20 protein-coding genes are annotated in these 23,146 nt (G+C 41.1%); 4 read left to right on the forward strand and 16 right to left on the reverse strand.

Translation table 11 applies throughout. The features are described from left to right. Positions 1–107 precede the first annotated feature (107 nt). The 3 genes from asnS to HMPREF2987_RS06950 all read right to left on the reverse strand — a co-directional run bounded on the left by asnS (position 108) and on the right by HMPREF2987_RS06950 (position 3,264). Positions 108–1,451 carry an asparagine--tRNA ligase gene (gene asnS / locus HMPREF2987_RS06940; protein ID WP_075229901.1) on the reverse strand — a complete coding sequence of 448 codons (1,344 nt, stop codon included), beginning with the start codon at positions 1,449–1,451 and terminating at the stop codon, positions 108–110. 149 nt (positions 1,452–1,600) lie between these two features. Then, positions 1,601–2,779: a pyridoxal phosphate-dependent aminotransferase gene (locus tag HMPREF2987_RS06945; RefSeq protein ID WP_075229902.1), complete on the reverse strand. Its 1,179-nt coding sequence runs from the start codon at positions 2,777–2,779 to the stop codon at positions 1,601–1,603. Next, the gene (locus HMPREF2987_RS06950; RefSeq protein ID WP_075229903.1) at positions 2,776–3,264 is read right to left on the reverse strand and encodes a cell wall elongation regulator TseB-like domain-containing protein; all 489 of its coding nucleotides are present in this window, start codon (positions 3,262–3,264) and stop codon (positions 2,776–2,778) included. The genes HMPREF2987_RS06945 and HMPREF2987_RS06950 overlap by 4 nt, the downstream gene beginning before the upstream one ends. A 275-nt stretch (positions 3,265–3,539) precedes the next feature. On the opposite strand from HMPREF2987_RS06950, the gene HMPREF2987_RS06955 reads away from it, so the two are divergent. Then, positions 3,540–4,088 carry an NADPH-dependent FMN reductase gene (locus HMPREF2987_RS06955; protein WP_075229904.1) on the forward strand — a complete coding sequence of 183 codons (549 nt, stop codon included), beginning with the start codon at positions 3,540–3,542 and terminating at the stop codon, positions 4,086–4,088. Between the two features lie 75 nt (positions 4,089–4,163). On the opposite strand, the gene HMPREF2987_RS06960 is transcribed toward HMPREF2987_RS06955, so the two are convergent. Next, on the reverse strand, positions 4,164–5,357 hold the full coding sequence (locus tag HMPREF2987_RS06960; RefSeq protein WP_075229905.1) for an O-antigen ligase family protein: 1,194 nt from the start codon (positions 5,355–5,357) through the stop codon (positions 4,164–4,166). A 211-nt stretch (positions 5,358–5,568) separates the two neighbouring features. On the opposite strand from HMPREF2987_RS06960, the gene birA reads away from it, so the two are divergent. After that, entirely contained in the window at positions 5,569–6,504 is a 936-nt protein-coding gene (gene birA / locus HMPREF2987_RS06965) for a bifunctional biotin--[acetyl-CoA-carboxylase] ligase/biotin operon repressor BirA (protein ID WP_075229906.1), read from the forward strand. Between the two features lie 59 nt (positions 6,505–6,563). Here the strand turns inward: birA and HMPREF2987_RS06970 are convergent, their stop codons facing one another. The 7 genes from HMPREF2987_RS06970 to HMPREF2987_RS07000 form a co-directional block, all read right to left on the reverse strand. Further along, positions 6,564–7,754, reverse strand: a complete 1,191-nt coding sequence (locus HMPREF2987_RS06970; protein WP_075229907.1) for an acetate kinase — start codon at positions 7,752–7,754, stop codon at positions 6,564–6,566. 49 nt (positions 7,755–7,803) lie between these two features. Beyond that, the gene (locus tag HMPREF2987_RS06975; RefSeq protein ID WP_075229908.1) at positions 7,804–8,757 is read right to left on the reverse strand and encodes a class I SAM-dependent methyltransferase; all 954 of its coding nucleotides are present in this window, start codon (positions 8,755–8,757) and stop codon (positions 7,804–7,806) included. Positions 8,758–8,860: 103 nt separating this feature from the next. Next, positions 8,861–9,988 carry an N-acetylmuramoyl-L-alanine amidase family protein gene (locus tag HMPREF2987_RS06980; RefSeq protein ID WP_075229909.1) on the reverse strand — a complete coding sequence of 376 codons (1,128 nt, stop codon included), beginning with the start codon at positions 9,986–9,988 and terminating at the stop codon, positions 8,861–8,863. Between the two features lie 115 nt (positions 9,989–10,103). Further along, on the reverse strand, positions 10,104–11,711 hold the full coding sequence (locus HMPREF2987_RS06985) for a CTP synthase (protein ID WP_075229910.1): 1,608 nt from the start codon (positions 11,709–11,711) through the stop codon (positions 10,104–10,106). A gap of 317 nt (positions 11,712–12,028) precedes the next feature. Then, complete coding sequence (rpoE, locus tag HMPREF2987_RS06990) at positions 12,029–12,604, reverse strand: DNA-directed RNA polymerase subunit delta (protein WP_075229911.1); 576 nt, start codon at positions 12,602–12,604, stop codon at positions 12,029–12,031. 177 nt (positions 12,605–12,781) lie between these two features. Further along, on the reverse strand, positions 12,782–13,981 hold the full coding sequence (locus HMPREF2987_RS06995; protein WP_075229912.1) for an ABC transporter permease: 1,200 nt from the start codon (positions 13,979–13,981) through the stop codon (positions 12,782–12,784). Next, complete coding sequence (locus tag HMPREF2987_RS07000) at positions 13,978–14,871, reverse strand: ABC transporter ATP-binding protein (RefSeq protein WP_075230065.1); 894 nt, start codon at positions 14,869–14,871, stop codon at positions 13,978–13,980. Before HMPREF2987_RS07000 ends, HMPREF2987_RS06995 begins: the two co-directional genes overlap by 4 nt. A gap of 325 nt (positions 14,872–15,196) precedes the next feature. On the opposite strand from HMPREF2987_RS07000, the gene HMPREF2987_RS07005 reads away from it, so the two are divergent. After that, on the forward strand, positions 15,197–16,102 hold the full coding sequence (locus HMPREF2987_RS07005) for an alpha/beta fold hydrolase (protein ID WP_075229913.1): 906 nt from the start codon (positions 15,197–15,199) through the stop codon (positions 16,100–16,102). A gap of 119 nt (positions 16,103–16,221) precedes the next feature. Here the strand turns inward: HMPREF2987_RS07005 and pheT are convergent, their stop codons facing one another. The 5 genes from pheT to HMPREF2987_RS07030 form a co-directional block, all read right to left on the reverse strand. Then, positions 16,222–18,627, reverse strand: coding sequence for a phenylalanine--tRNA ligase subunit beta (gene pheT / locus HMPREF2987_RS07010; protein ID WP_075229914.1), 2,406 nt, complete (start codon positions 18,625–18,627; stop codon positions 16,222–16,224). A gap of 131 nt (positions 18,628–18,758) precedes the next feature. After that, the gene (pheS, locus tag HMPREF2987_RS07015; RefSeq protein ID WP_075229915.1) at positions 18,759–19,805 is read right to left on the reverse strand and encodes a phenylalanine--tRNA ligase subunit alpha; all 1,047 of its coding nucleotides are present in this window, start codon (positions 19,803–19,805) and stop codon (positions 18,759–18,761) included. Positions 19,806–20,082: 277 nt separating this feature from the next. Further along, a complete protein-coding gene (gene ldcB, locus HMPREF2987_RS07020) occupies positions 20,083–20,799 on the reverse strand; it encodes an LD-carboxypeptidase LdcB/DacB (protein WP_075229916.1) in 717 nt (238 codons plus the stop codon). Positions 20,800–20,802: 3 nt separating this feature from the next. Beyond that, the gene (locus HMPREF2987_RS07025; protein WP_075229917.1) at positions 20,803–21,273 is read right to left on the reverse strand and encodes an HIT family protein; all 471 of its coding nucleotides are present in this window, start codon (positions 21,271–21,273) and stop codon (positions 20,803–20,805) included. 1 nt (position 21,274) lies between these two features. Then, positions 21,275–22,312 (reverse strand): M42 family metallopeptidase, encoded by a 1,038-nt coding sequence (locus HMPREF2987_RS07030; RefSeq protein ID WP_075229918.1) that lies wholly within the window; start codon positions 22,310–22,312, stop codon positions 21,275–21,277. A gap of 134 nt (positions 22,313–22,446) precedes the next feature. Between HMPREF2987_RS07030 and HMPREF2987_RS07035 the strand changes: the two genes are divergently transcribed. Further along, the gene (locus HMPREF2987_RS07035; RefSeq protein WP_075229919.1) at positions 22,447–22,971 is read left to right on the forward strand and encodes a DUF1307 domain-containing protein; all 525 of its coding nucleotides are present in this window, start codon (positions 22,447–22,449) and stop codon (positions 22,969–22,971) included. The last annotated feature ends 175 nt before the right edge of the window (positions 22,972–23,146 follow it).

Raw genomic sequence — 23,146 nt, forward strand, 5'->3', positions numbered from 1 at the left:
TAGGAAGCTAGCCGCAGGCTGTACTTGAGTACGGAAAGGTGAAGCTGACGTAGTTTGAATTTGATTTTCGAAGAGTATAAAAACGCCAGACGTCGTTTTTATGGCTATTAAGGTTTGATACGGTGCAACATACGTGGGAATGGAATGGCTTCACGGATGTGTTTAGTTCCAGCTGCGAAGGTTACCATACGCTCGATACCAATACCAAATCCACCGTGTGGTACTGTACCATATTTACGAAGGTCAAGGTAGAATTCGTACTCTGTAAGATCCATTCCAAGTGATTCCATCTTAGCGACAAGGGCATCGTAGTCTTCCTCACGCATGGAACCACCGATGATTTCTCCGTAACCTTCTGGCGCAAGCAAGTCTGCACAAAGCACGCGATCTGGGTTCCCAGGAACTGGTTTCATGTAGAAAGCTTTGATGTCTGATGGATAGTTGATCACAAAGGTTGGTACACCAAAGTGGTTTGAAATCCAAGTTTCGTGTGGTGAACCGAAATCATCTCCATGCTCAAGATGTTCGTAGTCAGCATCTTCGTCGTTCTCATGCTCTTGCAAAAGATCAATGGCTTCATCGTAAGTAATACGTTTGAATGGCTCTGCAATATAACGTTTCAAGAGCTCTGTATCACGTTCCAATGTTTCCAAGGCTTGAGGAGCACGATCTAGAACACCTTGAAGTAACGCTTTAACATAAGCTTCTTGCAAGTCAAGTGATTCATCGTGTGTTAAGTATGAATACTCAGCATCCATCATCCAGAACTCAGTCAAGTGACGGCGAGTTTTTGATTTCTCCGCACGGAATACTGGTCCAAAGTCAAAGACGCGACCAAGGGCCATAGCACCTGCTTCAAGATAAAGCTGTCCTGATTGGCTCAAATAAGCTGGTGTTCCAAAGTAGTCTGTTTCAAAAAGTTCTGTAGAATCTTCTGCAGCATTTCCTGAAAGGATTGGGCTATCAAATTTCATGAAGCCATTCTTATCAAAGAACTCATAAGTTGCATAGATAATAGCGTTACGGATTTGCATCACTGCTACTTGTTTGCGTGAACGCAACCACAAGTGGCGGTTATCCATCAAGAAGTCTGTTCCGTGTTCTTTTGGAGTAATTGGGTAGTCTTGAGATTCACCGATGACTTCGATGTCTGTAATATCCAACTCATAACCAAATTTTGAGCGCTCGTCTTCTTTAACAATCCCTGTTACAAAGACTGAAGTTTCTTGGCTTAGGCGTTTGATGGTGTCAAATTTTTCAAGACCTACTTCTTCTCCAAATTTTTCGATAAAGTTTGGTTTGAAAGCCACGCCTTGGAAGAAGGCAGTTCCGTCACGCAATTGCAAGAAGGCAATTTTTCCTTTTCCTGACTTGTTAGCAACCCAAGCACCGATAGTGACTTCTTGACCAACGTAGTCTTTTACTTCGATAATTGTTACACGTTTTGTCATGTTTTATCTTCCTTTTTTTGTTTAACTTGTCTAGAGACATTATTACCCACTATTGTACCACAAATAATGCCTGATAGCTAGATTCTATCAGAGAAAAATCTCAGGTTTTATCCAAAAAAATCTCCGTCAAGACGACGAAGATCTTAGTTTTATTTTTCCATAAATAGGTGCAAGCGACGAATAGCTTCTTTGAGTGTATCTAGGTCTGTCGCATAGCTGAGACGGACATTCTCTGGTGCTCCAAATCCTGCTCCTGTAATCAGGGCCAGACCAACTTCCTCAAGAATAGCCGTTGTAAATTCTGTTACATCTGTATAGCCTTTCATCTCCATAGCTTTTTTAACATTTGGGAAGAGGTAGAAAGCTCCTTGCGGTTTGACTACTTCAAAGCCAGGGACTTGGCACAAGAGAGGATAAATGGTATTGAGACGTTCCTCAAAAGCCTGACGCATGGTTTCTACAGAGTCTTGTGGACCAGTTAAGGCCTCGATTGTTGCGTATTGTGAAACAGCGGTTAGGTTAGAAGTTGTTTGACCAGTCAATTTGCTCATAGCAGCAATAATTTCTGGATCACCTACTGCATAACCAACACGCCATCCTGTCATAGCGTAGGCCTTAGACACTCCATTGATGACAATAGTTTGTTTGCGAATAGCTTCTGAAAGACTGGAGATTGGAACAAACTCATTCCCGTTATAGACCAAACGACCATAAATATCATCTGCTAGGATAAGAATATCATGCTCAACTGCCCAATTTCCAATGGCTAACAATTCCTCCCGAGAGTAGATCATACCGGTAGGATTAGATGGTGAGTTAAGAACTAAGACTTTAGTCTTATCTGTTCGAGCTGCTTCTAATTGCTCCACAGTTACTTTAAAGTGATTGTCTTCCTTGGCTTGGACAAATACTGGTACACCTTCAGCCATCTTAACCTGATCCCCATAGCTGACCCAGTAAGGAGTAGGAATGATTACCTCATCTCCAGGGTTGATAACAGCCATAAAGAAAGTATAAAGGGAAAACTTGGCACCTGTAGCAAATGTGACCTCATTAGCCGCTACAGAATAACCATAATAACGTTCAAAATAGGTATTGACCGCTGCTTTTAATTCAGGCAAACCTGAAGCTACCGTATAGAAAGAAGCACGTCCATCTCGAATAGCCTCAACAGCAGCATCTTGAATATTTTTAGGAGTATGGAAATCTGGCTGACCCAAGGTTAAAAAAAGGACATCCTTTCCTTCTGCTTTTAACTTCTTAGCTTTTGCATCGCTAGCCAGAGTGACGCTTTCTTCCATTTCTAAAACACGTTTGGATAATTTCATAGCTTCTCCTTTTCGAGTATGACACCTGTTTCAAAATCAACCAGATAGTAGTCTCCACCAGACTTGATTTCCCAGACGGGCTTATCAGCATACCGTCCAAAGGTAATCTTGTCGATTTCAGTTGCTCCTTTTTCTCTGACAACTGCTTCTGCTTTTTCTTGTGAAGTGCCACTTTCTAGTTGATACACATAGATTTTTTGACTATTTTTCTCAATTAAAACAGCTATTGGATTTTGATTTTTATCTTGGCCGATAACACTATAGTAGCTCTCTAAACCATTAAAAAAGTCAATCTGGCTAACCGTTTCCAGCTCAGCATACTGCTTGGCCAGTCTCTCCCCTTCTGTCTTTGCAGTTCGATAAGGCTTCATACCAAGCCACACCAAATAAAGAAAGGAAGAGGTCACAACTAGAGCCAGCATGGTTAAGCCAATACTGTACTGAAATAATAGGGAATTTTTTTCTTTTTTCTGTCTCATTTTCACTCGTCTATTTTACCATCTATCCTTCTTTATTACAAGTGAATAGAGGGACTGTTCTTGGATTTTTATAGGACTTGATTGGCTAGCTGGAGAAGGTCCAAACTAGCCATACATGGACTTTCCCTTAACCCTCCGTGAATAGAATTTTGCCTTTAGGTTATACTTTTAACAAAATTTTTTTGATTGCTGAGCAAATTCCTTGAAAATCATTTTGTTTTGTTGTAACATTGTATGTAACAACAGAGGAAACTCTGATTAAAATCTAAAGGAGACTTCCTATGTCTAAAAAAGTATTATTTATCGTTGGTTCACTTCGTGAAGGTTCTTTCAACCACCAAATGGCATTAGAAGCTGAAAAAGCACTTGCTGAAACTGTTGAAGTCAGCTACCTTGATTACTCAGCTATTCCACTATTTAGTCAAGATCTTGAAGTTCCAACTCTTCCAGCTGTAACAGCAGCTCGTGAAGCAGTTCTTGCTGCTGATGCTATCTGGATCTTCTCTCCAGTCTACAACTTCTCCATTCCTGGTACAGTGAAAAACTTGCTTGACTGGCTTTCACGCGCCATTGACTTATCTGATACACGCGGAGCATCTGCACTTCAAGATAAGATTGTTACAGTATCATCTGTAGCAAATGCTGGACACGCTCAACTCTTTGCGATTTACAAAGACCTCTTGCCATTTATCCGTACACAAGTTGTCGGTGATTTTACTGTAGCTCGTGTCAATGATTCTGCTTGGGCAGATGGTCAATTAGTTCTCGAAGATAGTGTTGCAGCATCGCTAAAAATTCAAGCTCAAGACCTGCTTAAAGCCATTCAATAAAAGTCCTAAACTGTCTTAACTAACAACCAAAAAAGCTATAGGAGAGAAAAAAATTACTCCTATAGCTTTTTGTTGTTAATCGACTAATTCTTCTACTAAGGCACTGTGTTTGAGAGGTAAACTACACATGACCAAGAGGAAGATGAAAGATGACTGAATCCAAAATAGAGCCAAGTCAAAAATTCCATGTACTGCTACTACAGTTAGGAATGAAAGATAAAGACCAACTATTGGACGTTTACTAGGTACCTGACTCATATCAATCAGCATACGGATTGGAGTCGCTGAAGCAATCCCTAAAAGTACTGTTCCCACCACACCGTAGCTTAAAATCGTGTCAATGTATATACTATGAGCATGTTCATGGTAGGGGGCACCGATACGTGGGAAAGAGTGCATATAGGTCAGAGGACCTTCACCCCAGAAGGGATTTTGCTTAAACAAAGCCATCCCGGCATTCCAGATCGATATTCGTTCTTCCATAGATGAATCCAAGGTCCCCATCCGAACTCCCAAATCACTTGAGAATAAAAATGCTAAGCCAACGCCAAAAACTCCTATACTAAGCCAGAAGGCACGCCAGTTTTTAATGGTTGTAAAGAGATAAATAACGGCTCCAAAGATGATGGCTGGAAAAGCTGTTCGATTCTGCGTAAAGTTCAAACCAAAGAGATTAGCAAAGATGGCAATCATAGAAAAAATTCGTAACCATCTTAATCGAGTCGTACTAATCAGGTAAAAACCAATCATGATACAGAAACAGCAGATAATCCCGTAATAATTAGGATTAAAGAAAGCAACCTCAGCTCGGTTTTGATGCCATACCTGCATCCGTGGTGATAGGAAGGTATAATCAAATTTCTTTACAATTTGGAAATGTTCCAAGGCTGCAAAGGCCGCTGCCAGAACACTAAAAGCTAAAACACCCTGTAAGGTCAAGCGGAAAAACTTAGGAGTTAACTGGGCTTGATAATAGTAAAAGAAAATGGCAAAAAGTAACATGCTCACCGAGGCCACTACTCCCATCACATTTTGTGCTAAGAGAGAAATAGCGGTACTATAGGCAATAAAAAAGAGCAAGACAGGGTGCTGAGACAAACGTTTCAAAATTCCCTTCATCTCCCCAGTATAAACTAACCAAAGTAAGTAGGAGAAAAAAATAATAACGAAAAGATAAAAAGGGAGAAAAATGCTAAGAATCACTCCAAGGAGAATTCTTTCTTGTTTCGATAAGCCCTTTAACTTTTCAATGATACCTATTGATTTCACAACAGATCCTTTCCTTCTGAATACTAAATTCAGATAAATAAGCTATTAAAACATTTTACCACTTTTCAAAGGATTTGAAAACAACTTTGCACATACCATGGATACTAAAACTCGGTAAAATTTTATAGCTTAAGAAGATTAGCCTAAAAAGCACTCACCCTTTTTTGAAAATATGGTACAATAACATTAATTGCTAGAGAAAGGTCTTACCATGAAATCCTACCAAGAAGTTTATAAAATTTTAGCTACTGAAAAAGACTATGTAAGTGGAGAAAAAATCGCTGAAAGATTAAGTCTATCCCGAACCTCTGTATGGAAGGCTATCCAGCGTCTCCAACAAGAAGGTCTTGAGATTAATAGCATTAAAAATCGTGGCTATAAACTCCTCCAAGGTGACCTTATCTTGCCCCAAGAGATTGAAGACCAGAGTCCCGTCACTGTCCGATTTAAACCCCAGACCAAATCAACCCAAACCGATGCCAAAGAAGCTCTGGAGGCTGGCTCTAACGGAGACACTCTCTATCTCTCAACTAGCCAAACTTCTGGACGTGGACGTTTTCAACGTCCCTACTTTTCTCCTCCTCAAGGAGGGATTTATATGTCTCTTCATCTCAAACCCAACCTTCCTTATCAAGACCTCCCTGCCTATACCCTCTTAACTGCTGGAGCTATCTACAAGGCTATCAAGAACCTTAGTCTGATTGATGTGGATATCAAGTGGGTTAATGATATTTATCTGAATCAGAAAAAAATTGCTGGCATCCTGACCGAAGCAATTACTTCTGTTGAAACTGGACTGGTAACAGATGTTATCATTGGGGTCGGGATCAACTTTTCTATTACTGATTTTCCCAAAAACCTACAAACAAAAGCTGGAAGCTTATTCCAGCAAAAAGCCCCTATCACTCGGAATGAACTCATCGCTGAGATTTGGAAATGCTTTTATGAAACAGAAGTCGATGAACTCCTCTATCTCTATAAAAAGCGCTCCATCGTTTTAGGAAAAGAGATTTCTTTTAAGCAAGATTCAGAGATTATTTCTGGTAGAGCATGTGAAATTTCTGACCATGGACAACTGCAGATAGAATTACCGACGGGTGAAAAAATATGGCTCCATAGCGGTGAAGTTTCCCTAACCAAATGGTAAGCACTCGTTAACAACATAAAAATCGACCTTCTTTAAAGAGAGGTCGATTTTCTTATCTTTTATTTTTTCAAACGTTCAACGTCACGAGCAATGACAAGCTCTTCATCAGTTGGGATGACAAGTACACGAATTTTTGCTGCTTCTGTTGAGATATCTCCAGTCACACCAAAGACATTTTTCTCTGGGTCTACATCACAACCGAACCAAGAAATACCAGTGATGACTTTCTCACGTACAAGAGCAGCATTTTCACCAACTCCTGCGGTGAAGATAATAGCATCTGCTCCGTTTAGGACAGCCAAGTATTGTCCGATGTGTTTCTGGATACGGTCAACGTACATTTCAAGAGCCAATGTTGCATCAGGATCACCTGCTTCCATTGCCGCTTGAACATCACGCATATCACTAGACTTACCTGAAACACCCATCAATCCTGACTCGCGATTGAGGATACGACTGATATCTTCAGGCTTGTTAAAGTCCTCTGTATATTGCATCAAATAAGGAATGATAGCCGGGTCAATATCCCCTGTACGAGTTCCCATCATAACACCACCAAGTGGAGTGAATCCCATGGATGTATCAACAGATTGACCACCCTTAACAGCTGTAATAGAAGCACCATTACCAATGTGACAGGTAATCAATTTCAACTCTTCAAGTGGACGTCCCAAGAGTTTTGCTGCTTCTTGAGCTACGTACTGGTGGCTTGTACCGTGAGCTCCATATTTACGAACCTTGTTTTCTGTATAGTACTTAGTTGGTAATGGATAGCGGTAGGCTTTTTCTGGCATTGTTGTATGGAATGATGTATCAAAGACTGCTACACTTGTAATCTCTGGCAACAATTCTTTGAAGGCACGAATACCAGCTGCGTTGGCAGGGTTGTGCAATGGAGCTAGAAGACCTAGTTCTTCGATTTTTTCTAGAACATCCCCTTCAACAACTGTAGATTCTTTAAAGTATTCTCCACCTGCAACGACGCGGTGTCCAACACCAGTAATTTCATCATAAGCTTTAATAATTTCAAAACGAATCAAGTCATCAAGCAAGATTTTTACAGCCAAAGTATGGTTTTCAATATCAAGAACTTGCTTCTCTGAACGACCATCAAACTTAACTGTGGAAACTGAATCATTCAATCCAATCCGCTCAATCAAACCTTTTGCAAGTACCTTTTCTTCTGGCATTTGGTACAGTTGCCATTTTAAGCTAGAGCTCCCAGCGTTAATTGCAATGGTTTTTGTCATAATTTATTCCCCTTTTTAAGCGTTTACAGCTATTATATCAAAATTTATACTAGATTTCATGTTCTTGAACCCAATTTTGAAAATTTTCCTTAAATTCCAACAAAATTTCAGGATCACGAAGACTAGCAAGTGGATAAACGAAGGTCTCAAAGCCTTCTATCACTTTCTTTTGTACAACAAAAATGGTCTTAGACTGGGCTCCTTGAGCGAAGAGATCCTCTGGTAAAGCTACGATAGCTACTAGTTGAGCCTGATCAGTCAGCCAGGATTTCAAGAGGTCACTCTGGGAACTCGTTAAAAGATCTGTTGGAGCAAGGAAAATAGCATAGCCTCCCATCTTAAGATACTTGAGAGATTGCTCCATCATCAAATGGTGAGCGTAAGTGTGTTCATCCTTAGCTGCCACTTGGTAACGTGAAGCTATTTGATTATCTGGATAGTAGCCAATCGGTAGGTCACTCACAATGACATCACTTTCTTTGAGGACCTGCGGCCTCACAGCATCACCCTGTACAAAGGCTGCTTGAAGATCCATGACTTCTGCCATACTTGCCGCCAGATCAATCAAGAGATCATCAATCTCAATCCCCAGGTAATCTACTTTTTTGTTCATAGATGTCAAGAAATTAGCACCCAGAATTCCCATCCCAGAACCCAATTCTAACAGACTCAAGGCTTCAGTTGGCCAAAGCTGCTCGATGATAAAAATCATCAAGCGACCAATCGCGTCAGGTGTAAACTGGTGATTAGCCTGAAGAGGTTCCGTTTGCGAAGCTTTCATCAATAGGAATTGGTAGGTCCGTAGCCACTCCTCTTTTCGAAGTGCCAAGCGTTTTAGGGCCTGGTTATTTTTTTTGACTTGCTCCAAATTGGTTTGGCCATCTAGGTAAATCCCATTTTGTTCAATCAAGGCATCGTAAAAATTTGTCGCCAAATCGTTTTGAATGATTTGAACGTTTTCTAGTAAATAAGTATATGCTTGTTCAATTTTTTCAAAATCCATAACTCTATCTTATCAAAAATAGTGTCCTTTTTCCAGATTTTCATAATTATGAAAATGAAAAAAAGAAAATCTACCTTCTCAGTAGACTTTCTCTGTTTCATGATTATTTCCAAGCACCGCTGCCATCTACATAGTAGCCGTCTGGTGTGTATGTATTGCGAAGCATTTTACCAGATGAAGCCAGATAGTACCACTTACCATTGTCCTTGACCCAGCCTGTTGCCATTGAACCTGAATCTTTTAGGTAATACCATTCCCCCTGATCCTTGACCCAGCCTGTCGCCATTGAACCTGACTTGTTTAGGTAATACCAAGTGCCACCATCTTTAAGCCAGCCTGTTGCCATAGAACCTGAATCTTTCAGGTAATACCAAGACCCATTATCATATAACCAATCAGCTGAAATCATGGCTCCTGATGACTTAAAGGCATACCAACTGTCACCTTGATAGAGCCATGTTTGATTAAACATAACTCCTTCATCATCCATAAAGTACCAAGTTCCATTATCCTTAACCCAAGCATTTTGAACTAATTGACCTTGTTTTTGATAATACCAGTTCTGATGTGATTTTAACCAGCTTTCTGCTTTTACAATTGGATAAAGTTCTCTGAATGCTCCTCCCCCCTTATAGTAATGACTGATAGATTCTGGTTTTGTAAGTTTTAACTCACCATTGTCATAGTCTTCCCAAGCATAGACTTTTTGACCATTGACAGTTTCTGGTAAGGTAGCTGTGTAGGTCTTGGTTTGATAGTCCCATTTAGTATCAAGGTAGGTGTATTGATCATTTGATTCTTTAATATGGTAGTAGCCACTCTTTCCGCCATTATATACGTCATCTACCACTTTAGTGGACCAGGTCTTTACTTCATTTCCGCTCTTAGCTTCTACTACAATATCTCCACGGTATCCATAAGGTACATAGAAATTCAGGTAACGCCCCTCTGAACCTACCATAGACTTGTCCTTTTCTTGACCTAGGAAATTGACTGTCTGATCCTGACCATTTAAAGTAACTTTCCACTCGATTTTCTCGTTTTTTGGCAAATCCAAGACTTTAATATCTACTTCATGGCCATTATTAAATCGGAGAATTTTGCCATCTTGATACCAAACGCCACCCTTGATAACCCATTCTTCTTCCAATTCGAAGGCCTTTCCTGAATGAGGGAAAGCTAATAAAGCTAGACCTGCTAAAGACAAACTAAATAGTGTGATTTTTTTCATGGGATTTCCTCCTGTTTTTTATGTTAATTATATCACTATGTTGTTTTTTTGACAAAAGATATCTAAATTTATATAGGAAAAACCTCTGAGATTGTTCTCAAAGGTTCTGATTTTGCTAATTGCTGTTCTCAACCGCTGCAGTCACAAAAGCAGTGTAGAGTTCTTCTGGGCGGTTTGGACGGCTTGATAGCTCTGGATGGTACTGACAAGCCACAAAGAATTTATTTTCTGGAATTTCCACAATTTCTACCAAACGATTATCTGGTGACACTCCTGAAAAGACAAAACCTGCTCCTTCAAACTGTTCACGAAAAGCATTGTTAAACTCATAACGGTGACGGTGACGGCGTTGCACCACCTCTTTGTTATGATAAGCTGCCGCTGCCTTAGAACCACGTTTTAACTTAGAAGGATAAAGTCCCAAACGAAGGGTACCACCCATGTCCTCAACATCAATCTGATCACGCATGATATCGATGATAGGGTATTTGGTATCAGGATTTAGCTCTGCTGAATTAGCTCCTTCAAGACCCAAGACATTACGGGCAAACTCGATACAGGTCAACTGCATTCCCAAGCAGACTCCCAACATTGGTACATCATTTTCACGCGCATAGCGAATCGCTTGAATCTTACCTTCTGTCCCACGTTGACCAAAACCACCTGGAACGATAATTCCATCAGCGTCATCTAATAGTTCCGCCACATTGTCAGCTGTCACATCGTTAGCATTGACCCAATCAATCTTCACTTCTGCATCATTGGCATAACCAGAGTGTTTCAAAGCCTCTACGACAGAAATGTAGGCATCTTGCAACTCGACATACTTACCAACAAGGGCAATCTTGACTTGTTTTTTGAGATTCATGACCTTGTCAACCATAGCTGACCACTCTGTCATATCTGCTGCCGGTGCATCAATCTTCAAATGGTCACAGACGATTTTATCCATGCCTTGTGCTTGCAGATTAAGTGGGATTTGGTAAAGATGATCCACATCCAAGGACTCAATAACTGCTTCTGGCGCCACATCACAGAACTGGGCTAGTTTATTTTTAATCCCTTGTCCTGCTGGTTTTTCTGTACGAATGACCAACATATTTGGCTGGATTCCCAAACCACGCAATTCTTTGACAGAGTGTTGAGTCGGCTTGGTCTTCATTTCTCCAGCCGCCTTGAGGTAAGGAAGCAAGGTTGTATGGATATACATGACATTTTCTGCTCCGACATCAGACTTCATCTGACGAAGCGCCTCTAAGAATGGAAGGGACTCAATATCGCCGACTGTTCCCCCAACCTCTGTAATAATAACATCAGAGTCAGTCGTTAGGGCAGCACGCTTGATTTTTTCTTTCAAGGCATCTGTAATATGAGGAATGACTTGGACAGTTGCACCGAGGTACTCTCCACGACGTTCCTTACGAAGAACTTCACTGTAGATTTTACCAGTTGTCACGTTTGAGTATTTGTTGAGGTTGATATCGATAAAACGTTCATAGTGACCCAAGTCCAAATCTGTCTCAGCCCCATCATCAGTTACAAAGACTTCCCCGTGCTGGTAAGGACTCATGGTTCCTGGGTCGATATTGATATAAGGGTCAAATTTTTGAATGGTCACCTTCAAACCACGATTTTTCAAGAGCCGTCCTAGGCTCGCCGCAACGATCCCTTTCCCAATAGACGACACCACACCACCAGTGACAAAAATATATTTCGTAGACATAGATTCCTCTTTCTAAAATTCACAAGGTCTTGTTCACTAACAGGGGATTGAGAAAACAAGACCTTCATCGACAACTACAATCCAGTATGATAATTTTCCTGGAAAAACAAAAATAGCTCCCTAAAAACTAGGAAGCTCCGACCTCAAAAAGAGGTGCCCGAACAATATCTTACCTCAAAATGAACCATTTGTCAAATAGAACAAATCGTTGACTTGGCGCATTCCAGCTTACAAAACTAATTCAGACTAATACAAAAAAGCTGGACTAGGAAATCGAGACTTGATAGACCGATTCCAGCTCCAACTCCTTTTTATTTTTATTCTTCCTCTTCTTCAGAGTCTTCGTCGTCTTCTTCATTAAGATCGACTTCTTCATCTAGATCATCTGGTGCGATTTCGTTGATTTCAGCATCATAGGCTTCAACCTCATTCTTCTCATCATCTGGATTTTCATCGTCATAAGAAAGGGCTGGATCTTCTTCATAAGCATCCTCATCTTCAGGATCATCTGCATCATAATCAATGGCATCTGCATCTCCGTCCATGAAGGCATTAACACGTTTTTTCTTAGGTTTAGGTGCGACCTCTTCATCGTCACTTTCTTCAAGAGCAATGATTTCCTCATCGATTTCGTCCACTCCATACCATGAACGAAGACCCCATTTATTATCTCCAAGAGAGATAAAGCTTCCGTCAAAGTTCAACTCTGTATAGAACAAAGGCAAAGCTTCACGAATATCGCTGTTAGAGGTACCGAGATAGTTTTGGATTTCATTCACTAAATCACTAAAATGCATCTCATTATCACGACCACGAAGTTCTAAGATGGCACGAGCCACCTCAATCATAGATAGTTCACTTTTTTCTTGCCCAGCAAATACTTCTAATTCCAAAGCGTTTCTCCTCAATTATTACTACTATTGCCAGAGTGAATAAACTCTGATCTCATTTTATCATGTACTCTTTATTGTACGATAATTTTGCCTAATAGTCAAAGGTTTAGAAGAAATAAATGTGAAATATTTCAGCTAATTGAAAGACCTGAGAGATACACTCACAGGTCCAATAATTTATTTGTAACTTAAAGCTCGTTTAAAGGTTTTCCAGATACCTAAATCATCTGTTTGAAGGACCAGACTAGCATACATCCGTCCGATAAAGATGGTTGCAGTCACCGCAAAAGCAATCGTAATCATAAGTGAAATCCAAGCTTCCAAACCATTTGCATAGCCATTGATAGCTCTAAAAGGCATAAAGAAGGTCGAAATGAAAGGAATATAAGAACCGATTTTCAAAATCAAATTGTCTCCTGCAGCGCCTAGGGCAGTAACGCCTACAAAACCAGCTATTATCAAAATCATCAACGGAGATAAGGCCTTTCCTGCATCTTCAGGACGGGAAACCATAGAACCTAAGAAGGCAGCCAAGACCACATACATAAAGAGACTGACTAAGACAAATAACAAGGTATTGATCGAAAAGGCTTCTCCCAAGTGATTCAGAATACCTGAATTAGCCAAGATAGGCATATCCTTAAAGAATAAGATAGCTCCGAGTCCACCTACAACATAAATCCCAATATGACTTAAAATGACTAGGAGCAGGGCAATCATGCGGGCGTAGAAGTAATGGCTGGCACGAATACTGGAGAAGACCACTTCCATGATTTTGGTCCCTTTCTCGCTGGCTACTTCCTGAGCAGTAACACTAGCATAAGTGATTAAGATCATATAAAGGAAGAATCCCAGTCCTGCAGCCGCAAAGGTTTGGACCATCTTTTTATTTTCCTTGGCTTCATCAATTTTCTCTGTAAATTGAACCGTTTGAGCCAAGCGTTTTTCCTGTTCCTGAGACAAATTTGCTTCTGAACGGTTGAGTTGGGACTGGAGTTCATTCAACTTAGCGGTCACTGCTAATTTAATTCCACTCTCTAGTGAAGTTTCACCATGATAGACTGCCTTAAGGACACTATCTTCTTGGTCAATCATCAGATAGCCCTTGATTTTCTCATCCTTGATAGCAGCTTGGGCACTGGCTTCGTCCTGATAATCAAAATTAAGACCATTGGCTGTTTTAAGACCTTCTGTAACAGTTGGAACCGAGCTAATCACTGCAACTTTATCATTTTGTGCCAAAGACGTTCCTTGAAGATAACCAATTCCTCCAGACAGACCTAAAAAGAGGAAAGGTGAAATCACCATAAAGAAGAAACTCCACGACTTAACATGTCGTAAATAAGTTTCTTTGATTACAACCCACATATTTCTCATACTTCCACCCCTGATTCTAGTTTAAAGATTTCATCGATTGTCGGCGCTTGTTGGTCAAAGGTTGCGATATATTTCCCCTGAGTCAAGATTGGGAAGAGTTCCCTACCAGCACTTTCATCATCCAAGATCAACTTCCAACTACCTTGCTTGGTCAAGCTAACCTGTTTGACATGAGGAAGACTCTCCAGTTCTTCCTTGCTTCGTTCACTTGAAACAAAAAGTCGTGTTTTCCCGTATTGATTGCGGACTTCTTGGACAGGTCCATGCAAGACCACACGCCCATCACGAATCATGAGGATATCATCACAGAGTTCCTCGACATTGGTCATGACGTGATCAGAAAAGATAATGGTCGCGCCACGTTCTTTTTCTTTTAGGATAACCTGCTTAAGGAGTTCGGTATTGACTGGATCCAAGCCACTAAAAGGCTCATCTAGGATAATCAAGTCGGGTTCATGAATCAGAGTAATAATCAATTGAATCTTCTGTTGATTTCCTTTTGAGAGACTCTTGATCTTATCCGTCAGTTTTCCCTTGACTTCCAGTTTTTCCATCCATTGAGGGAGTTTTTCTTTGATTTCCTTGGTGTCCATGCCTTTTAGGGTCGCCAAGTAACGAACTTGTTCAAGGACTGTCAATTTAGGCATAAGACTACGTTCTTCAGGGAGATAACCAATGCGAGCATAGGTCTCCTGACGAATATCTTGACCATCAAGCTCAATCTCCCCTTGATAGTCTAAAAATTTCAAAATACTGTGAAAAATAGTGGTTTTCCCAGCTCCATTTTTCCCAACCAGCCCCAAAATACGCCCTGGTCGTGCTTGAAAGTCAACACCAAACAAAACTTGCTTAGGCCCAAAACTTTTCTCTAGATTCCTTACTTCGAGCATCATCCACCTCCGAAATTTATTGCACTCATTATACTCCTTTTTGATAACTTTTACAATGATTTATGTACATTTTTAAATCTTTGTTTTTAAAAGGATATTTACTGAATTGGTATTTTATTGGCTCTTCGCCAAGTATTTTATCCCCAGATTTTAAGTGATAAATTTATTATACTCATTTCTTGATAAATCCGTTGGCTATGTCCTCAAATGTTCATTTTCAGTCCTGAATTGTGACTAGCAATCTTCATCATCCTGCCTAGCTTATCGTGCTATTTTATGGTATATTTTTGATAGACTATAGATTATCATAGGCAAGGAATCTGATATGAAAAAAAGACTTAAACTCGAACCAAACAACAATAACTTAATCATTTGGGAAGCTGAACAGCCAAAAGCCGTTCTTCAGCTTGTACATGGAATGGTAGAGTACGTGGAACGATATGAAGAATTTGCTCTAGCCATGAATAAAGAAGGCTTTACGGTTATCGGCCATGATCAGCTTGGCCATGGTCATACTGCTCAAAATCCAAGTCAACTCGGAGTCTTTCCTGAATCTCCCGAGGAACTCATCGATGATATTGAAAGAGTGACCTCCTTCATTCAAGAAAGCTATCCAGAACTTCCAATCGTCCTTCTAGGGCATTCTATGGGTTCTCTTATGTGTCGCTATTATGTAGCTAAACGAAAACCACCTATCAATGCCTTGATTATCATGGCGACTGGTCAACAACCTCAGTTTCTAACTCGATTTGCTCTCATCCTAACAGAATGCATCCGACTTATAAAAGGGAATAAACACCGTAGTAAACTCCTGACCTATCTATCAACTGATAGTTTTAACCGTAGTATTAAGAATCCTAAAACATCTGTCGATTGGCTCTCAAAAAATGAGGAATCCAATCAAGCTTATCTGAAGGATCCATTCTGTCAATTCATACCTACGATTCCTATGTACAGATCTATTTTTTACTTTTCTAACCAAGTAGCTAGTAAACAAGTGATTGATGAGATCCCAGCTCAACTTCCTATTCTCGTTATTTCGGGACAAGAAGACCCTCTAGGTGAAAATGGTAAAGGTATCGAAAGATTTGTAAAACTCCTAAAGGCTTCACATTCGAAAGTAAGCCTCCGATTAGTTGAAGAGGTTCGTCACGAAATTCTAAACGAGAATAATCGAAACGATACCTATCACTTCATAGCTGATTGGATGACAAAAAATACCGATGTCTGATCATCTTGTAACAGTATTAAAAAGGAGTTGTTTCCCCGTCAATTTAATTCAATCATCAGGCTAAAGCTTGATGATTTTTTCTACTAAAAAATCCATCCCTAGGGATGGATTGAAAATTTTTAACGCACTTCTGCATTCACTTTTTCTTCGAGTGATGCTTGGATTTTTTCCATGTAGCGTGCGACTTCTTCGTCGGTCAAGCTATCTTCTGGATTTTGGAAGGTCAAGCTATAGGCCATTGACTTCATACCAAGTCCTAGTTTTTCACCTGAGAAGACGTCAAAGAGTTTGATGTCTGTCAAACGTTTCACGCCAGCAGCTTGGATGGCATCAACTACATTTTGGTGAGTGATTTCTGCTTTCAAGAGGAGAGCAATATCACGGCTGACTGCTGGGAATTTAGTAATTTCCTCAAATGGAGCGGCTGGTTGAAGAGCTGTCTCAATAGCTGAAAGGTTGAGCTCTGCTACATAAGTTTCTGGAATATCATAAGCCTTAGCCGTAACAGGGTGTACTTGACCGAGGAAACCAAGGACTTGGTCACCAAGTGAAATCAAGGCTGTACGTCCTGGGTGGAGACTAGCGATTTCAGAGGTTGCTGTATAAGTCACTTCAAGACCCAAGCGGGCAAAGAGAGCTTCCAAAATTCCTTTGGCGTAGAAGAAATCAACTGAAACTGCTGCTGTTTGGAAGTCTTTTTCAGCGACTAAACCTGTCAAGGCAAAGGCAAAGCTGTTGATTTCATTTGGCAATTCTTCTTTTGGATTACCAGTTTGCTCGAAGACTTTTCCTATCTCATAAAGAGCCAAGTTTTTATTCTTACGTGCTACGTTGTAGGCAACTGTATCCAAAATACCTGAAACCATATTTTGACGGAGAACTGAACGATCCACAGTCATTGGCCACATCAATTCTGTCAAATGACTTGGCTGAATCGTAAACTCGACCGCTTTTTCAGGAGTTGTAAGAGCGTAGGTGATGATTTCAGTTAATCCTGCTCCTTCAGCGATAGTACGAACTTGACGACGGAGTTTTTGTGTCGCAGTCAATTCACCAGCGGTACCATCATCTTTTGGAAGACTGGTTGGCAAGCGATCATATCCATAGATACGAGCGATTTCTTCAAAGAGGTCAGCCTCGATAGTGATATCCCAACGACGACGTGGTACGCTTACTGTGAAGCTATCTGCATTTCCAGAAAGACCGAAGCCAAGGCGACGGAAGACATCTTCAACATCAGCAAATGAAAGCTCTGTACCGAGGACACGGTTGACATCAGCAAGAGTTGAAGAAACTTCCACATCAGAAGTGTCAAGCTCACCTGCTGAAACAATGCCCTTACGCACTGTTGCACCTGCAAGCTCTGCAATCATGCTGGCTGCCGCATCAAGGGCTTCATTGACTGTTGCTACATTAATGCCTTTTTCAAAACGAGAAGAAGATTCAGAACGAAGGTTGAGACGACCGCTGGTCTTACGGATAGATTTGCCATTGAAGACAGCAGCTTCAAGGACAACACGATTAGATTTTTCAGAGATTTCTGTAGCCTGACCACCCATAACACCTGCAAGAGCAACTGGCTTGTCAGCCACAGTAATCACTAAGTCATTTATTTCCAACTCACGTTCTTCACCGTCCAAGGTTACCAATTTTTCACCAGCACGCGCTTCACGCACACGGATCTCGCTTCCTTCAAAGGTATCCAAGTCAAAGGCATGCATGGGTTGACCAAAGTAAAGCAGGATGTAGTTGGTCACGTCAACGACATTGTTAATCGGACGGATGCCTTCATTCATGAGAAGGTTTTGCAACCATTGTGGACTTGGTGCGATGGTCACATTGTCCAAGATACGAGCGGCATAATAAGGCGCCTTGTCTGTGTCAATGCTGACAGAAAGAGCATCGGCTGCAGCTTGGTCTGTTTCTGTTAAACTGAATTTCTTAAAGTTGACTGCCTTGCCACAGATAGCTGCTACTTCGTGCGCTACCCCACGCATAGAAAGAGCGTCTGCACGGTTAGGGGTGATGGAAAGTTCGATAATTTCATCATCCAAGTCTAGGTAAGAGAAGACTTCGTCTCCAGGAACGGCATCTTGAGGCAAGATTTGGATGCCATCTGCGAATTCCTTAGGTACAACGGAGTCAGAAATGCCCAATTCACCAAGTGAACAAATCATCCCGAGTGACTCTAAGCCACGGATTTTCCCTTTTTTGATCTTGTAGTTGTCCGCGATGCGAGCACCTGGAAGAGCTACCATAACCTTGATGCCTGCACGCACATTTGGTGCTCCACAGACGATTTGACGGGCTTCTTCTTCACCCACATTGACTTGGCAGACATGCAAGTGTGTTTCTGGCACATCTTCGCAAGACAAGACTTCTCCGACGACAATTTTTGAGAGACCAGCAGCTGGTGTTTCAACACCTTCTACCTCGATCCCTGTAGTTGACATTTTTTCAGCCAACTCTTGTGAGGACACATCAATGTCCACCAATTCTTTTAACCATTTGTATGATACTAACATAATTCTAATTGTAAGGTCCCAGCAAGCGAGACCTTTTCAATTCCTTTCTTTTTCTTCGAGTCAATCGTTTCAATTTCTAGACTATGTGAAAACGAGAACAACTGTTTAGGATTGTGTTTCAGGTTTCAATCTTATTTAAACTGTTCTGAGAAGCGGACATCTCCTTGGTAGAATCCACGGATATCGTTGATTCCGTAACGGAGCATAGCGACACGCTCTTGTCCAAGACCAAAGGCAAAACCAGAGTAAACAGTTGCATCGATGCCACTCATCTCAAGGACACGTGGGTGAACCATACCGGCACCCATAATCTCGATCCAACCTGTTTTCTTACATACGTTACAGCCGGCTCCTCCACACTTGAAGCATGAAACATCCACTTCAACAGATGGCTCAGTGAATGGGAAGTAAGATGGACGCAAACGAATTTGACGCTCTTCACCAAACATTTTTTGGACAATTAACTGGAGAGTTCCTTGAAGGTCAGCCATAGAGATGTTTTTCCCAACAACCAAACCTTCGATCTGGTGGAACTGGTGACTGTGGGTTGCATCATCCGTATCACGACGGAATACACGTCCTGGTGAGATCATCTTCAAAGGCCCTTTTGAAAAATCATGGGCATCCATAGCACGAGCCTGAACTGGAGACGTGTGAGTACGAAGCAAGATTTCTTCTGTGATATAGAAAGTGTCCTGCATATCACGAGCTGGGTGATCCTTTGGAAGGTTCATACGTTCAAAGTTATAGTAGTCTTGTTCTACTTCAAAACCATCCACTACTTGGTAACCCATCCCGATGAAGATGTCTTCAATTTCCTCACTAGTTTGTGTGAGGATGTGACGGTGACCAGTCGCAACTGGGCGACCTGGAAGCGTAACATCGATGCTCTCACTTGCTAGTTGAGCTTCAACTTTCTTTTCTTCCAAGAGCTTAGCTGATTCTTCAAATGCAGCTGTCAAAACATCACGAGCTTCATTGACGTGTTTTCCGATAATTGGACGCATTTCTGCAGAAACATCCTTCATCCCTTTAAGGATTTCAGTCAATGAACCTTTTTTACCAAGGACAGAGACGCGCAATTCTTGCAGCTCTTTTTCATTTTCAGCAGAAATCTGCTTTAAGCTAGCTAGCGTTTCTTCACGAAGCGCTTTTAATTGTTCTTCAATAGTTGACATATTTCCTCCATCAGTCTCTCATAAGATAAAAAGAAAACCACATGCCAAAAACTCCACTCGGAGCGTTGACACGCGGTACCATCCGTTTTCATCTGACAAGTCAGACCTTTATTTCTGAATCCATAGGCAAGTGAATTCACCCAGCTTTCATATAGAGAGCTTTCAGTCACGGCTCTCCTCCCTGATATACTTCCCCTGAGATACTAGTCTTGCAGATTCCTATTTAATTACTATTCATTTTATCAAATTTCAAGCATTCTTGCAAGATATTTTGCGACTAATCAACATAGTCTCCACCTTCAAAGCCATAGTACTCTTCTAAACTGAGACCACTAGCTGCGATTTCTTTAGCTTCTTTCCCGACGTAGCGAAGGTGCCATTCCTCAGCCATATAACCCGTTTCCTTTTCCTTACCTTTTAGATAACGAACGACAAAACCATAGTCTGCAGCATGATCTAAAAGCCATTGGGCAGCTTTTTCTTCTGTCACTAAATCTCCATCTGTGCCGATAAGGTCGAAAGCAAGACCAGTTTGGTGTTCACTATATCCAGGTCGTGCAGAATAGCGGTCAGCCTCTGCCTTTCCGTCTTGGTTGACATAGTCCTGATAAAGTTGAGTTTGAGTTTCATAACTTCTGAAACCACTATAGTGGTCGCTGATTGGGAAACCTGCTTCCTGCATGGCAGCAATAAGCTTCAACAACTCCGCCTTTGCTGTAGGATTTTCTCCAGGATTATAGTCTTTAGACAAGGGATAATGCTTATTAGCGATAACAATCTCATCGTACTTCCCTTGAACGCTATAGTAATCTCCCTTATTAACTACTTCTGCCTTTTTCTGGCTTGCTTCCTGAGATTTACTACCGACGGTCCCTTCTTGGACGGTTTTTTCTTCAGTTGAAGTCTGCGTTTCTGAAGTCGCTGGCTTTTCTTGCGAACAAGCTGCCAATGTCAAGGCTAGCAATCCTGATAATACAAGGTATCTTTTTTTCATTGTTTATCCTTTCATTTCTATCATTTGGTCCAAAGTTTCAGATAAGGTTTTAACCAAACCTTCTAATTTGCTTCCCTTAACCTGATATTCTTCAGCGGCCATTTCTTCCCAAGGAACCCACCAAACTGGGCCACGACCGTTAAGACCGTGTCCTTTCATATCGCCCTCTCGTCTAGGGAAAATATGCAAGTGAGCATGTGCATCTCCATTTCCCAATAACTCTACATTCATCTTTTGAGCTGAAAAAGCTTGGGAAACAGCTTCTTGGACCAAGCTCATTTCCTCTAAAAAGCGAAGTTTGACTGGAGCTTCCATATGATGCAATTCTGTCACATGTTCTTTTGCCAGGAATAGAGTATAGCCTTCAAAATACTGGTGATCTCCGATCACAACATAGCCTGTTTCCAGTTCTTTCACAAAGTAAGGATTTTCCCCTGACTTAATCCATTCAATTCGTTGGCAAATCAAGCACATCTTAGTCTACCAATCCACTCTTGAGGTAAGCGTCCACCATACGCTCAGTAGCAACTACAGAATCAATATGAGTCCGCTCGTATGAGTGACTAGACTCAATACCAGCTCCGAGAAGAGCGTGTTTGACTTCTGCTCCAGCTGACATAGCTGCAGAAGCATCCGAACCGTAAAATGGATAAATATCGAGTTTAAATGGAATATCCTGCTCTTTTGCCAAGGCAACCAGATGTTGACGAAATTCGTAGTGATAAGGACCTGAAGCATCTTTGACACAGATAGACACTGTGTACTCATCCGTCTGCTGATCATCTCCCATTGCTCCCATATCTACCGCTAGATATTCGACAACTTGACTTGGGATACTTGAGTTAGCACCATGCCCCACTTCTTCAAAGACTGAAAAAGCAAAATGCGTAGTAACAGGGAGTTCAACTCCTTCTTCTTTGTAGACTTTGAGGAGATTGAGGAGAATAGCTGCACTGACCTTATCATCCAAATGACGCGATTTGATAAAGCCTGTCTCAGTTACGACAGTTCGTGGGTCAAAGCTGATAAAGTCACCAACCTCAATACCAAGTGCGCGTGTTTCTTTTTCATTGGTCACTTTTTCATCCAAACGCACTTCCATATTGTCCTGCGTGCGTTCAGCAGTTCCAGCGTCCTTGTATACATGACAAGAAGTCTGGTGGATCAAAATGGTACCTGAAATAGTCTTACCTGTACTAGCCACATGAACTGTACAGTTTTCGCCTTCAATCATATTCCAAGGGTAGCCACCAATGCGGTCCATTTTAAGACGACCATCTGGTTTAACAGCGCGAACGATAGCTCCCAAGGTATCCACATGGGCAGTCACATAGCGTTGTTGCTCGTCATTTTTACCTTTGACAGTAACGTTGATACCACCTTTAGCAGTACGGATTGGTTGATAACCTAGTTTTTCAAGAGTCTCAACCAAATAATTCGTAATTTCACGTGTAAAACCTGTTGGCGATGCGATAGCAGTTAGTTCTTTGATATATTCTACAGTTTGATTCATTTCTTCACCTCTTCCTAATATTATATCACTTCTCCCATCTGAATATGTGTAAAAACAAGCGACACCTAATACTTTGATTCCCAAAAATGCCTGTGCTATAATGATATTAGATTTATGATGAAAGGAAAAAAGACATGAAGAAATATTTCAAAGCTAGCCTCTGTCTAGTTCTATCTTTGCTTGTCTTGTTGGGATGTTCTAAACAATCAACAACTACTTCCTCTAGCCCTAGCAAGGAGGAAAAAACCACGCTTGAAAACTCAGAGACAAAAGCTGAGGTAAAAACTGCTACCTTTGTCAATGATACTCGTCCTGGCTTTACTTCTACCCTGACTTATAGTGTTGAAGGAGACAAAGTATTGAAACAATTAGGTCATAATATCTATGATCCAGAATCTTACAACAAAACAGCAGAAGAACTTAAAACCTTGGTTGAAGAAACCTACAAAGGCTATAATGGCATCCAGGGTGTTCGCCAGACTATTGAAATTCAAGATGGGAAAGTCGTTCAAGATGCAGAATTTGATTTTACAGTCGCTAATATTGATGAACTCAGAAAAGCCTTCCCTGAAGAATATTCTGGGGTTGGAAAAACGATCAGTTTTGCTGCTTCTAAAAAATTGCTAACTGAACTTGGATTTACTGAAAAAACCGACTAAGATTTATAGAATATAAAAGAGGCTGGGACAAAAGTCCTAGCCTCTCAATTGTCTTTGGATTGCCGAGCAAGACGCAGTGGTTGAGTGGGCTCTTCTACGCTGATTTCATCAGCTTTTACAGCCCTACTCAACTGTGCGGAGGTGGGACGACGAAATCGAATTCTAACGAATTACC

The organism is Streptococcus sp. HMSC067H01 (assembly GCF_001814775.1).
Classification (GTDB): Bacteria; Bacillota; Bacilli; order Lactobacillales; family Streptococcaceae; genus Streptococcus.